Raw genomic sequence first — 13,229 nt, forward strand, 5'->3', positions numbered from 1 at the left:
CTGTACCCGGGTCGTCAATGCCGATGGCCCACCTCTTTTCACGACAAAGGCGCCGTGTTGCCCCGCTTGCTTAGGCAAGCCCAGGGCAGCCGGCGCCTTTTTCGTTTTTGCCGGGAGAAGCCGATGGCCACTAGCCAAGTGCGCAGCGTTTGCCCTTATTGCGGGGTAGGGTGCGGCATCGTCATGTCGGTGGAAAATGGCCAGGTGCAGAAGATCGCGGGCGATAAACAGCACCCCGCCAACTTTGGTCGCCTGTGCACCAAAGGCCTGACCGCGCACCTGCCGCTGACCGCCGCTGGGCGCATGGCCAATGCCTACGTCCGCCAGCAGCGCGCCCAGCAGCCGGTGCGCAGCAGCTTGGACGCGGCGATCGAGCAGGCCGCCGCGCGCCTGCGCGCAATCATCGACGAGCATGGCCCGGATGCCGTGGCGCTGTATGTCTCCGGGCAGATGTCGCTGGAGGCGCAATACCTGGCCAACAAACTGGCCAAGGGCTTTATTCGCACCCGCCATATCGAGTCCAACTCGCGCCTGTGCATGGCCAGTGCCGCCAGCGGCTATAAACAATCGCTGGGCGCCGACGGCCCGCCCGGCAGCTATGAGGATTTCGAGCAGGCGGAGGTGTTTCTGGTGATCGGCGCGAACATGGCCGATTGTCACCCGATCCTGTTCATGCGCCTGCTCGACCGGCTCAAGGCCGGGGCCAAGCTGATCGTCGTCGACCCGCGGCGCAGTGCCACGGCCGACAAGGCCGAGCTGTTCCTGCAACTGCGTCCCGGCAGCGACCTGGCCCTGCTCAATGGCTTGCTGTACCTGTTGCACCAGAACGGCCACACCGATGCCGAGTTCATCGCTCGCCACACCGAAGGCTGGAGCGATCTGCCCAGCTTTCTTGAGGACTATCAACCCGAGCGCGTGGCGGCCCTGACCGGGTTGTCCGAGGCTGACATCCGCCAGGCCGCACAGTTGATCGGCAGCGCCAACAACTGGATGAGCTGCTGGACCATGGGCCTGAACCAGAGCATCCACGGCACCTGGCACAGCAATGCACTGTGCAACCTGCACCTGGCAACGGGCGCCATCTGCCGCCCCGGTAGCGGACCGATGTCGTTGACCGGTCAGCCCAATGCCATGGGCGGGCGCGAGATGGGCTACATGGGCCCGGGCCTGCCGGGCCAGCGCTCGGCGTTAGTGGCCGCAGACCGGGCGTTTGTCGAGGTGCAGTGGCAACTGCCCGCTGGCAGCCTGCGCAGTGAGGGTGGCGAAGGCACGGTGGCGCTGTTCGAGCAGATGAAGGCGGGCGAGGTGAAAGCCTGTTGGATCATCTGCAGCAACCCGGTGGCCAGCGTCGCCAACCGCCAGCAGGTGATCGACGGCCTAGGCCAGGCGCAGTTGGTGATCAGCCAGGATGCCTTCCTCGACACCGAGACCAACCGCTATGCCGACATTCTCCTGCCCGCGGCGCTGTGGGCCGAAGGCGAGGGCGTGATGATCAACAGCGAGCGCAACCTGACCCTGATGCCGCGCGCCGTCGACGCCCCAGGTGAAAGCCAGGAAGACTGGCGGATCATCGCCCGCATCGCCTGCGCCATGGGCTACGCGGACGCATTCGATTACGCCGATGCCGAGGCGGTGTACGACGAGATCCGCCGCTTCCACAACCCCACCACGGGGTATGACCTGCGCGGTATCCGCTATGCCGACCTGCGCCAGCGCCCACGGCAATGGCCCAGCGCACCGGGCCGCGAAGATGATCGCAGCCCGCTGCGCTACCTCAATGACGGCAGCAGTCAGCCGCTGCTGCGTGACGCGCAGGGGCTGCAACCGGCGCTGGCATTCCCCACCGCCAGCGGCAAGGCGCGTTTCTTTGCCCGGCCGTGGTTGCCGGCCGCCGAGCTCCCGGACGATGACTACCCCTTCGTGCTCAACACCGGCCGTGTGCAGCATCAGTGGCACACCCTGACCAAGACCGGCAAGGTCGCGAGCCTGAACAAACTCGAGCCGGGTCCCTTCGTCGAGATCAACCCCGTGGACGCCCAGCGCCTGGGGATCGCCGAGCACGATCAAGTTGCGATTCGCTCCCGTCGTGGCCAGGCGCTGTTGCCTGCGCGCGTTACTGACCGGGTCATGGTCGGCGGTTGCTTTGCGCCGTTTCACTGGAACGACCTGTACGGCGAGCAATTGGCGATCAATGCCGTGACCTCTGATGCGCTCGACCCAACCTCACTGCAACCGGCCTACAAGCACTGCGCCGTGGCCCTCGAACGGGTCAGCGGTGCACGCATCGATGCCGTGGACTTGACCACTGCCGCCCCTTCGGAGCCTGCCAGCATGCCGCTAGCCACCCTCAATCGTCTGCTCGGCCTGGATAGCTTGCCAGCCCCGGCCCTGGCCGAGGATGAGCGGCATTATCTGCAAGGTTTTTTGCTCGGCCTGGGCCAGGCGCGCCCGCAAGGGGTGCCCAGCCTGCCCGCCACGGCACCGCTGGCGCCGGCCCGGCGCTTGTTTGTCGATGGCTTGCTGGCCGGGCTGTTCGTCCAGCCCCAGGCGCTGCCGAGCGCCTTGCCCGAAACCGCCCCGCACCGGGTGCTGTGGGCGTCGCAGACGGGTAACGGCGAGGCCCTGGCCGATCGTTGCGCGCAGCGCTTGCGTGCCGCCGGGCTGGCCGTGGAGCTCAGTTGCATGGAAGCGGTCACGCCCAGCCAACTGCAAGGCGCCGCCAGTGTGCTGTTGATCGCCAGTACCTTTGGCGACGGTGAGGCACCCGATAGCGGCGCGGCGTTCTGGCAAGCGTTGCAGGGTGAGCAGGCCATTGATTGCGCTGAACTGCCCTACGCGGTGTTGGCCTTGGGCGATTCGAGCTATGGCCAATTCTGTGGCTTCGGGCGCAAGCTCGATGAGCGCCTGGCGCAACTGGGTGGGCGCCGGCTGCTGGCGCGGGTCGATTGCGAACCGGATTTCGACCAGGCCTTTGCCGCTTGGCTCGACGCGCTGCTGGCCGAGCTGGGCCGTGTCGCGCCGCTGCCAGCGGCCATCGAGCCTGAGCCACTGGCCGCCTATGGCAAGCGCCAGCCTTGGTCGGCGCAGTTGCTGGAGAACCGCCTGCTCAATGGCCCCGGTGCGAGCAAGGAAACCCGGCAGCTGGTATTTGATCTGGCAGGCAGCGGCTTTACCTATCAGGCCGGAGACGCCCTTGGCGTGTGGCCGCGCAATTGTCCGCAGTTGGTCGAAGAGCTGCTGGCCTTGATCAAGCTCGACGCCAGCACCACGGTCGAGTTGCAGGGGCACCCCGCCATGTCATTGGCGAGCGCTCTGGAACAGTATCTGGAGATCGCTCGGGTCACCTCCCAGCAGCTACACGTGTTCAGCGAAACCGCCGTTGATTTGCGTCGTTTGCTACAGCCTGAACACAGCGCCGAGCTCAAGGACTGGTTGTGGGGGCGGCAGTTGGTCGATGTGCTACGCGAGTTTCCCCAGCAATTGCCGTTGGCCACCTGGCTTGAGCTGCTCAAGCCATTGCAACCGCGCCTGTATTCGATCAGCTCAAGCCCCAGGGCTCACCCTGAGCAAGTTCACCTGACCGTGTCGACGGTGCGCTATGGCCAGCGCAAGGGTGTGTGCTCGGCGTTTCTTGCCGATCGCGCCGAAGCGCTCAAGGTGGCAATCTTCCCCCAGGTCTCCAGGCATTTTCGCCTGCCCGAGGATGACGGCGTGCCGATCATCATGGTCGGTCCGGGCACCGGTATTGCGCCGTTCCGGGCTTTTCTGCAAGAGCGCCAGGCCAGGGGCGCGAGCGGGGGGAATTGGTTGTTCTTCGGTGAACAGCACCAGGCCTGCGACTTCTATTACCGCAACGAGCTGCTGGCTTGGCAAGCCAGTGGCCACTTGCGTTTGGACACGGCGTTTTCCCGTGATCAGGCAGAGAAGATCTACGTTCAACAGCGCATGCGCGAACAAGGCGCGGAGCTCTGGCGTTGGCTACAGCAGGGGGCCTATTTCTATGTTTGTGGCGATGCCCAGCACATGGCCAAGGATGTCGATGCGGCGTTGCGTCAGATCGTGGCCGAGCAGGGTGGCCTGAGCGCTGCGGCAGCGGCTGCCTACGTCGAGGCGTTGAGCAAGGACAAGCGCTACCGCCGTGATGTGTACTGAATGCCCCATGATGGGGAGTGATGCACTTTGGCTGTGCGATTTTACGCAGATCGAGGCTGCCCGTACCGGCCTCTTCGCGGCGGTTCGGCGCCCCGACAAGCCCACACACAGGGGCCGGGTCGATTACAGGGACTGAGGCTTGCAGGGCCATGTGGGAGCGGGCTTGCCCGCGAAGAGGCCAGCAGGTGCAACGCATGAAAAATGCTCCCTGCACAGTCAGCACATCAAATTGGCACACTCCCTGCTTTTACTCTTGTACAACACGCCCCGCTGATCAACGGCGATCACTCAGGGGCCTCACACTGATGAGAACAGGCAAAGGCGCCTGGAGCTTCGGCTCCAGGCGTTTTTTTTTGTCTTTACGGCGGCCAACCCCGCCAACCGTGATCGAGGATCGGCTATGAAGGCAACAGCGAGCGGCGAACATCTACAGCGACTGGTCATCGTCGGCAACGGCATGGTCGGTCACCACTGCGTCGAGCAACTGGTCGAGCGTGGCGCCCTGGCCCGTTTCGAGGTGCGGGTGTTTGGCGAAGAGCGCCAGCGCGCTTACGACCGGGTACACCTGTCGGAGTACTTCGCCGGCAGCGATGCTGAAACCTTGGCCATGTGCCCCAGTGATTTCTACAGGGGCCACGGCGTGCACCTGCACCTGGGCGAAGCGGTCGTCGAGATCGACCGCGAGCGCTGCGAGGTGGTCACCGCCGAGGGCCGTTATGGCTATGACCAACTGATCCTGGCTACCGGCTCCTACCCGTTCGTGCCACCCATCGAGGGATCCACCGGCACTGCGCGACTGGTCTACCGCACTTTGGATGACCTCGACGCCATCCGCACGGCAGCCGCTGATGCCCGTCGCGGGGTGGTGGTCGGTGGCGGCTTGCTCGGCCTGGAAGCGGCCAACGCGCTGAAATCCCTTGGCTTGGAAGCGCACGTGGTGGAGTTCGCCCCGCGCCTAATGCCGGTGCAACTGGACGGCGAGGGCGGCGCGGCGCTCAAGGCGCAGATCGAAGCCCTCGGTGTTGGCGTGCACCTGTCGCGTGCCACCCAGTCGATCAGTGCCGGCGAAGCCTACCGCTACCGGATGAATTTCGACGGTGGCGAGTTCCTTGAAACCGACCTGATCGTGTTCTCCGCCGGTATTCGCCCGCAAGATGCCCTGGGCCGCAGCTGCGGCCTGGAAATCGCCCCGCGCGGTGGGGTGGTGATCGACAACGACTGCCGCACCAGCGACTCGCAGATCTTCGCCATCGGTGAATGCGCCTCGTGGAATGGCTGCGTGTTCGGCCTGGTCGCGCCGGGCTACAGCATGGCGCGCAACCTGGCTGCGCGGCTACTCGGGGAGGCCAGCAGCCCGTTCACCGGCGCCGACATGTCGACCAAGCTCAAGTTGCTCGGCGTCGATGTCGGCTCGATCGGCGATGCCCACGGTGCCACGCCCGGCTCGCGCAGCTATCGCTTCATCGACGAAGCCAATGCGGCCTACCGCCGCCTGGTGGTCGATGCCAGCGGCAAGCATGTGCTTGGTGCGGTACTGGTCGGCGACAACAGCTACTACGACACCCTGCTGCAGTACTGCCAGAACGGTATCGCCCTACCTGCCGACCCGGCCGCGCTGATCCTGCCGCAAGGCGCTGGCGCACCCGCCTTGGGCGCCGATGCGCTGCCCGACAGCGCGACCATCTGCTCGTGCCACAACGTCAGCAAAGGCGCGGTCTGCGCCGCCATCGACAGCGGCTGCGCGGACCTTGCCGCAGTCAAGAGTTGCACCAAGGCCGCCAGCGGCTGCGGCGGCTGCGCGGCATTGCTCAAGCAGGTGTTCGAACACGAACTCAGCGCCCGCGGCGTCACTGTCGACAAGAGCCTTTGCGAGCACTTTGCCTACACCCGCCAGGAGCTCTATAGCCTGGTTCGGGTCGAAGGTATCCGCACGTTCAATGAGTTGCTCGAACGCCACGGCAAGGGTCATGTCGGTTGCGACATCTGCAAGCCAGCGGTGGGCTCGATCCTCGCCTCATGCTGGAACCAGCCGATCATGGACCCCGCACTGGTGCCGCTGCAGGACACCAACGACACCTTCATGGCCAACATGCAGAAAAACGGCACCTACTCGGTGGTGCCGCGCATCCCCGGTGGTGAGATCACCCCGGACAAACTGATTGTGATAGGCCAGGTGGCGAAGAAATACGACCTCTACACCAAGATCACCGGCGGCCAGCGCATCGACCTGTTCGGCGCCCAGTTGCACGAGCTGCCGCTGATCTGGGGCGAGCTGATCGAGGCCGGCTTCGAGACCGGGCATGCCTACGGCAAGTCGACTCGCACGGTGAAATCCTGCGTCGGCAGCATCTGGTGCCGCTACGGCGTACAGGACAGCGTCGGCATGGCCCTGCGCCTGGAAGATCGCTACAAAGGCCTGCGTTCGCCGCACAAGCTCAAGTTCGCGGTGTCCGGCTGCACCCGCGAATGCGCCGAAGCGCAGAGCAAGGACATTGGCGTGATCGCCACCGACAAGGGCTGGAACCTCTATGTGTGCGGCAACGGCGGCATGCGCCCGCGCCACGCCGAACTGTTCGCCACCGACCTGGACGACGACGCGCTGATCCGCACCATCGACCGCGTGCTGATGTTCTACATCCGCACCGCCGACAAGCTGCAGCGCACCTCGGTCTGGCGCGAGAGCCTGGAAGGCGGCCTGGATTACCTCAAGGCGGTGATCCTCGACGACAGTCTGCAACTGGGCGCCGAGCTCGAAGCGCAGATGCAGCATGTGGTCGACCAGTATGAGTGCGAGTGGGCCAACGCCCTCAACGATCCCGAGAAACTCAAGCGCTTCCGTACCTTCGTCAATGACCGGCGCGCCGACCCGGACGTGCACTTCGTCCGCGAACGCGAACAACGCCGACCTGCTAGCGCGCTGCACCTGATCCCCACTGTCGAGGAGGCTGTCTGATGAACCTGTCCAATGCTGCTGTTGCGCAACACGCCCACTGGCAGGCGGTGTGCCAGGTGCACGACCTGGTCGCCGATTCTGGCGTAGTGGTGTGGCTCGAAGGCGAGCAGGTCGCGCTGTTCTACCTGCCCAATCAAGAGCAGGCGTTGTACGCCGTCGACAATCGCGACCCGCGCTCGGGGGCGAACATCATCGGCCGCGGCTTGATCGGCAGCATCGGCGGCGAGCTGATGGTCGCCGCGCCGTTGTACAAGCAGCACTTCAGCCTGCACAGCGGGCGCTGCCTTGAGGATCCGCAGCAGGCGCTGCGGGTGTGGCCAGTGAGGATGCGCGGCGACGCTGTGGAGCTGGCGATGCTATAAGATGGCGCATCGACGCTATCGCGGCAGCGGCCGCCCCCCAAGGCATGAATCTCGACACGCGTATCAAGTATCGCCATCTTCTGTGCTTCCTGGAAATTGCCCGCCAGGGCAGTCTGGCCAGGGCGGCTGGGGTGTTGGCGATCAGCCAGCCAGCTATTTCCAAGACCCTCAAGGAGCTTGAAGAGCTGCTTGAAGCGCGCCTGTTCGAGCGCACCCGTCAGGGCGTCGAGCTGACCCCGGCCGGGAGCCGTTTCATGCGCTACGCCGGGCCCAGCGTGCAGGCGTTGCGCGACGGGGTGAGCACGCTGCGCGGCGAAGCGCGAGCGCCTTCGCAGGTGCGCATTGGTGTGCTTTCGACCGTCGAAGGGCTGTTGATGCCGGAGGTGCTGTGTCGCTTGCACCAGCGTCATCAGGATCTGGTGATCAGCGTGGTCACAGGCGTCAGTGCGCAGTTGCTGGGCCAGTTGCATTTGGGTGAGCTGGAACTGGTGGTCGGGCGCATGACGGACAGCCCGCAGATCCAGGGGTTGTCATTCGAGCATTTGTATAGCGAGTCGATGAGCCTGGTGGTGCGCCCTGGGCATCCGCTGCTGGCGCGTCAGCCAGTAGAGCGCGGGCGGGTAGGGGACTATCCGTTGGTGCTGCCGCCGGCGGGCACGACCATTCGCCAGCATGCAGACAGCCTGTTCGTGCAATGTGGCATCCAACTGCCGGCGCAGCGCCTGGAGACGCTGTCGCTGGCGTTGAGCCGGCGCTATCTGTTGGGCAGCGATGCGGTGTGGGTCGCGCCACGCGATGCAGTGCTGATCGACCTGGGCAGTGGCGAACTGGTTGAGCTGGACCTCGGCGTGCAAGAGCCGGGTGGCTCGGTGGGGATCTGTCGCAATGCCGCGTTGCCACAGAGTCTGCCCGCGCAGTGGATGTGCGAGGTGTTGCGCGAGGTGGCCGGGCAGTATCGGGATGGGGTTTATCCTTGAGCGTGCTGGGCATGTCAGCGGCTTCTCAAGTGCCCTGTCACCTGCACTACGAAATAAATAGCCACAAAAACCCGGCAAACCGAGCCTATCCCGTCAATACTGGCCATTGGCTGCAACCCTGGGATGAACAACCTTTCACCCACTGAACTTCCAGCCCGCAACCCGCTCTTATGCCGGTAGCCATTGGTAACGGCCGCCTGATAAGCTCGCGGCTTTACCCTGATTGCCCTTATGGCGCATGAACAAGGAACTAGCATGAAACAACATCGTTTGGCGGCTGCGGTTGCCCTGGTAAGCCTGGTTCTGGCGGGCTGCGATGCCCAGACCAGCAGCGTAGAGCTGAAAACCCCGGCACAGAAAGCCTCCTACGGTATCGGCCTGAACATGGGCAAGAGCCTGGCTCAGGAAGGCATGGAAGACCTTGATTCCAAAGCAGTAGCCCTCGGTATCGAGGATGCGGTCAGCAAGAAAGAACAACGCATCAAGGACGAAGAGCTGGTCGAGGCCTTCACCGCCCTGCAAAAGCGTGCGGAAGAGCGCCTGACCAAGGCCAGCGAAGAAGCCGCTTCCGCTGGCAAGAAGTTCCTGGAAGAAAACGCCAAGAAGCAAGGCGTGGTTACCACTGCCTCCGGCCTGCAGTATGAAGTGGTGAAAAAGGCCGATGGCCCGCAGCCTAAGCCGACCGATGTGGTTACCGTCCACTACGAAGGCAAGCTGATCGATGGCAAGGTGTTCGACAGCTCGGTCGAGCGCGGCAGCCCGATCGACCTGCCTGTCAGCGGCGTGATCCCAGGTTGGGTCGAAGGCCTGCAACTGATGCACGTCGGTGAGAAGTACAAACTGTACATCCCGGCTGAACTGGCCTACGGCGCGCAGAGCCCAAGCCCGCTGATCCCGGCTAACTCGGTACTGGTGTTCGATCTGGAACTGATCGCCATCAAAGACCCGAGCAAGCTTGAAGGCGAAGCGCCGGACGCTGCCGAAGCGCCGGCCAAGTAAGCCTCGGCTGACCGCACAACGCCCCGCCTGCCGGGGCGTTGTCGTTTCAGCGGGGCAGGCAAGACGAACCTTGCGGGCATCGGGCTGTCGGAAAAAGGACTGGCGTTGCGGTTGCCGCAAAACGTTTGCGAAGATGAAACAACTGTGTAAAAAACGCCCGATCTGAGCCAGACCCTTGCCCGCTGGGCGCCCGGCGTCGGAAACTGTGCCCTGTTCACAAGGTTATCCACAATAAATGTGGATAACCTTCTGCCGATCTGGAGGCCTCATGAGCGCACCCTGGAATTTCACCCGTTTCCTGCCCCTGGCCGAGCGCTTGCTCAGCCGTGGTCGGTTGCCGGCTTTGCTGTTCGCCGTTGCCCGTAAAGGACCCAGGCTTGGCCAGCTGCGCGAAGATGTGCGGCTGATGCAGGCGCTGTGCCTGGCGTGGTGGCGGGGTGAGTACCGCGCGGTCAGCCCCAAGGCGCTGGTCACCGTGGTGGCCGGCCTGTTGTATTTCGTCAGCCCATTGGACGCGATTCCCGACTGGCTGCTGGGTGTCGGGTTTCTCGATGACATAGCCGTGCTGGGTTGGGTGCTCAAGACGGTGGCCGATGAGCTGGGCCGCTTCAAAGCCTGGCGTGACAGCCAGGCCCCGGAGCGTCTGCGTGTGGTCGAGCGCCTGCCAGACACCCCTGAAGCGCTACGCCTAGAGCGCCGCACGCCCTGATTTGCACCTGAACTGCACAGACTCCCGCGCTTGGTAATATAATTGGCATAAGGATTATGCCTACGGATTACATGGAGTAATCCTACGTAAGGGGATTGTGATGGAAATTCAGGTCATCAGCCGGGACGGTCAGCCCGAATATGCCGTTGTTCCCTGGGAGCACTACCAGGCTCTGCTCAAGGCGGCTGGTCAAGCGCCTGCCACCGCCAAGGCCGAAGCAGGCCAGGCAGATGCTCCTGCGCCAAGCGCAACCTTGCTCGACCTGGGTGAGCTGGCGCAGTTACGCCAGGCCAAGGGCCTGGCTCCCGAACAACTGGCGCGTACGGTGGGCATCAGTCCGGCGTACCTGGCCATGATCGAAGCAGGCGAGCGTCGGCCTGATGCGGCGATCTTGCGCAGTCTGGCCTGGCACCTGGGTATCGCTGGCTGGAGCGAGCGGTCATGAGCCAGGTGAGGATCAGCCGTCAGCAGTGGCAAAGCCTGCTCGATGAACTTGATCTAGCCCGACGCCAGCGTCATCTGCTTACCTACCGCGCCCTGCTCGAGCGTCTGCAATTGCCCACCCCAGCGATGCAGACGCTGACCGCTGCCCTGGAATACCTGGCGCGTATCGACGCCCAGGCCGAGCAGCCGCTGCGCAGCTCCCTGGTGATCAGCCAGGGCGCCAGCCGCCTGCCGCGCACCGGCTTTTTCGAATGTGTCGAACGCCTTGGACGGTTTTCCGGGCCGGTGGATGGCATGGAGGCGGCGTCCTGGCACGCATCGGAAGTGGTGCGGGTCTTCGAGTACCGCTATCCCGAAGAGGCCTGAGCCAGGCGCTGATACAACCCGTACATAAACCAGAAGGGCCGAACGTTCACACGTTCGGCCCTTCTGGTTTATGTCACACGTTTGAACGGCTGCTCGGCACTCAGTGCTTGGCCACCTGCGAGTTCAGGCTCAGGTAGTCGAGCAGGATGCGCCCAGTCTCGGACAGGTAGGCGTCGTCTTCCGGCTTGGTGTCTTCATCCTCGACCGGCAGGGCGTCTTCGTCTTCCTTCTTCAGCTCCTTGAGCGGCTCTTCGCCCTTGGCCTTGCGACGAATGTTCTCCAGGGCCAGTTGCTTGGCTTCGATCTCATCGTGGCGAGCGCGGCGTTCCTGCTCATTGAGGCTGACGGTCTTTTCGTTCATCAGCTTCTGGGTCAGGGCCAGGCGGTCTCGGATGTAGGCGAACTCGGCGTCCTTGGCGCTGCGCGCGTCATGGCGTGCCTTGAGCTCAGCCAGGAACGGCTTGAACGGGTCGGCCGCCGGTCTGATCACCGGGCGAATGGTGTCCCACGGCATCGCCTCGGGCAGGGCGCTCTCGCCAATTTCCTTGGTGTCGATGATCGACGGGTAGTCGATGTCCGGCAGTACGCCCTGGTGCTGGGTGCTCTGCCCGGAGACCCGGTAGAACTTGGCCAGGGTCAGCTTCAGTTCGCCATGGTTGAGCGGCTGGATGGTTTGCACGGTGCCTTTGCCGAAGGTCTGGCCACCGATGATCAGCGCGCGGTGGTAGTCCTGCATGGCGCCGGCGAAAATCTCCGAGGCTGAGGCCGACAGGCGGTTGACCAGCAGCGCCAGCGGGCCTTTGTAGAAGGCGCCGGTGTTCTCATCTTCCAGCACATCGACGCGGCCATCGGCGTTGCGCACCAGCACGGTCGGGCCTTTGTCGATGAACAGGCTGGTCAGCTCGGTGGCTTCCTGCAGCGAGCCGCCGCCGTTGTTGCGCAGGTCGATGACCACGCCATCGACTTTCTCTTTCTGCAACTCGGTGAGCAGCTTCTTGACGTCGCGGGTGGTGCTCTTGTACTCCGGATCGCCGGCACGGTAGGCCTTGAAGTCCAGGTAGAAGGCCGGGATCTCGATGATCCCCAGCTTGTAGTCACGCCCGTCCTGCTTGAGCTTGAGCACCGATTTTTTCGCTGCCTGCTCTTCAAGCTTGACCGCTTCGCGGGTAATCGAGACCACTTTGCTGGTCTGGTCGTTCGGCGCATTGCTGGCCGGGATGACCTCCAGGCGCACCACCGAGCCTTTCGGGCCACGGATCAGCTTGACCACTTCATCCAGGCGCCAGCCGACCACGTCGACCATTTCCTTGTTGCCCTGGGCGACGCCGATGATCTTGTCAGCCGGGGCAACCTGCTTGGTCTTGGCTGCTGGGCCTGCCGGCACCAGGCGCACGATCTTGACCTGGTCGTTGTCGCTTTGCAGCACCGCACCGATACCTTCGAGCGACAGGCTCATGTTGATATCGAAGTTTTCCGCGTTGTCTGGCGACAGGTAGTTGGTGTGCGGATCGTAGGACTGGGCGAAGGTGTTGATATAGGCCTGGAAGATGTCTTCGGCACGCGTCTGGTTCAAGCGCGCCAGTTGGTTCTTGTAGCGCTTGGTCAGGGTTTCCTGGATCTGCTTGGGATCCTTGCCGGCGATCTTCTGGCGTAGTACTTCGTCCTTGACGCGTTTGCGCCACAGGTCGTCGAGCTCGGCCTCATTCTTCAGCCACGGGGCGTCCTTGCGGTCGACCAGCAAGGATTCCTTGGCAGTGAAGTCGATCTTGTCGACGCCTTTGTTCAGCTCCGCCAGGGCGAAGTCCAGGCGCGATTTGACCCGATTGAGGTAGCGCTTGTAGATGGTGAAACCCGGGTCGAGATTGCCGGCCTTGAGGAAGTCGTCGAACTGGGTCTTCCACTTGTCGAATTCGGCGATGTCGGACGCGGTGAAGTAGCTGCGCGAAGGGTCGAGCAGCTTGATGTAGCTGTCGTAGATGATCACCGAGCGGGCATCATCGAGCGGCGGCTTGCTGTAATGATGGCGCTTGAGCAGCTCCACCACGTTGAGGCTGGCAACAACCTCGTCTCGATCTGGCTGCAGGCTTTCCCACTTGTTGGCGGCCGCCGCATTGCCGCCGAGCGTCAGACTGCCGACGCCGATGAGCAGGGCGAGGGCGGTGCTGGGCAGGAAATGCTTCATGCTGATTCGACGTAAAGGCAATTGATCACGCATAGTAGGCCGTCTATTCCGTTCGCCGGTTCCATGGAGCCGGACAAATACTGCG

Annotated in this window: 9 protein-coding genes; 8 read left to right on the forward strand and 1 reads right to left on the reverse strand. The window is 63.6% G+C overall.

All coding sequences use genetic code 11. From position 1 onward, the window contains the following. The first annotated feature begins 123 nt into the window (after positions 1-123). From OIU19_RS15725 to OIU19_RS15760, 8 genes are all read left to right on the forward strand, one after another. Positions 124-4,152 carry a bifunctional nitrate reductase/sulfite reductase flavoprotein subunit alpha gene (locus tag OIU19_RS15725; protein ID WP_264235777.1) on the forward strand — a complete coding sequence of 1,343 codons (4,029 nt, stop codon included), beginning with the start codon at positions 124-126 and terminating at the stop codon, positions 4,150-4,152. 400 nt (positions 4,153-4,552) lie between these two features. Then, positions 4,553-7,105: a nitrite reductase large subunit NirB gene (gene nirB / locus OIU19_RS15730; RefSeq protein ID WP_264235778.1), complete on the forward strand. Its 2,553-nt coding sequence runs from the start codon at positions 4,553-4,555 to the stop codon at positions 7,103-7,105. Next, positions 7,105-7,467: a nitrite reductase small subunit NirD gene (nirD, locus tag OIU19_RS15735; protein ID WP_264235779.1), complete on the forward strand. Its 363-nt coding sequence runs from the start codon at positions 7,105-7,107 to the stop codon at positions 7,465-7,467. The genes nirB and nirD overlap by 1 nt, the downstream gene beginning before the upstream one ends. 44 nt (positions 7,468-7,511) lie before the next feature. After that, positions 7,512-8,444 carry a pca operon transcription factor PcaQ gene (pcaQ, locus tag OIU19_RS15740; protein ID WP_264235780.1) on the forward strand — a complete coding sequence of 311 codons (933 nt, stop codon included), beginning with the start codon at positions 7,512-7,514 and terminating at the stop codon, positions 8,442-8,444. Between the two features lie 255 nt (positions 8,445-8,699). Continuing rightward, the gene (locus tag OIU19_RS15745; RefSeq protein WP_186554697.1) at positions 8,700-9,443 is read left to right on the forward strand and encodes an FKBP-type peptidyl-prolyl cis-trans isomerase; all 744 of its coding nucleotides are present in this window, start codon (positions 8,700-8,702) and stop codon (positions 9,441-9,443) included. 268 nt (positions 9,444-9,711) lie between these two features. Beyond that, the gene (locus OIU19_RS15750; protein ID WP_264235781.1) at positions 9,712-10,152 is read left to right on the forward strand and encodes a YkvA family protein; all 441 of its coding nucleotides are present in this window, start codon (positions 9,712-9,714) and stop codon (positions 10,150-10,152) included. Between the two features lie 100 nt (positions 10,153-10,252). Continuing rightward, positions 10,253-10,597, forward strand: coding sequence for a helix-turn-helix transcriptional regulator (locus OIU19_RS15755; RefSeq protein WP_264235782.1), 345 nt, complete (start codon positions 10,253-10,255; stop codon positions 10,595-10,597). Next, positions 10,594-10,962: a hypothetical protein gene (locus OIU19_RS15760; RefSeq protein ID WP_264235783.1), complete on the forward strand. Its 369-nt coding sequence runs from the start codon at positions 10,594-10,596 to the stop codon at positions 10,960-10,962. The genes OIU19_RS15755 and OIU19_RS15760 overlap by 4 nt, the downstream gene beginning before the upstream one ends. 100 nt (positions 10,963-11,062) lie before the next feature. Here the strand turns inward: OIU19_RS15760 and OIU19_RS15765 are convergent, their stop codons facing one another. Beyond that, entirely contained in the window at positions 11,063-13,144 is a 2,082-nt protein-coding gene (locus OIU19_RS15765) for a carboxy terminal-processing peptidase (protein WP_264235784.1), read from the reverse strand. Positions 13,145-13,229: the final 85 nt, after the last annotated feature.

It is taken from the genome of Pseudomonas sp. BT-42-2, from assembly GCF_025847435.2.
Classification (GTDB): Bacteria; Pseudomonadota; Gammaproteobacteria; order Pseudomonadales; family Pseudomonadaceae; genus Aquipseudomonas; species Aquipseudomonas urmiensis.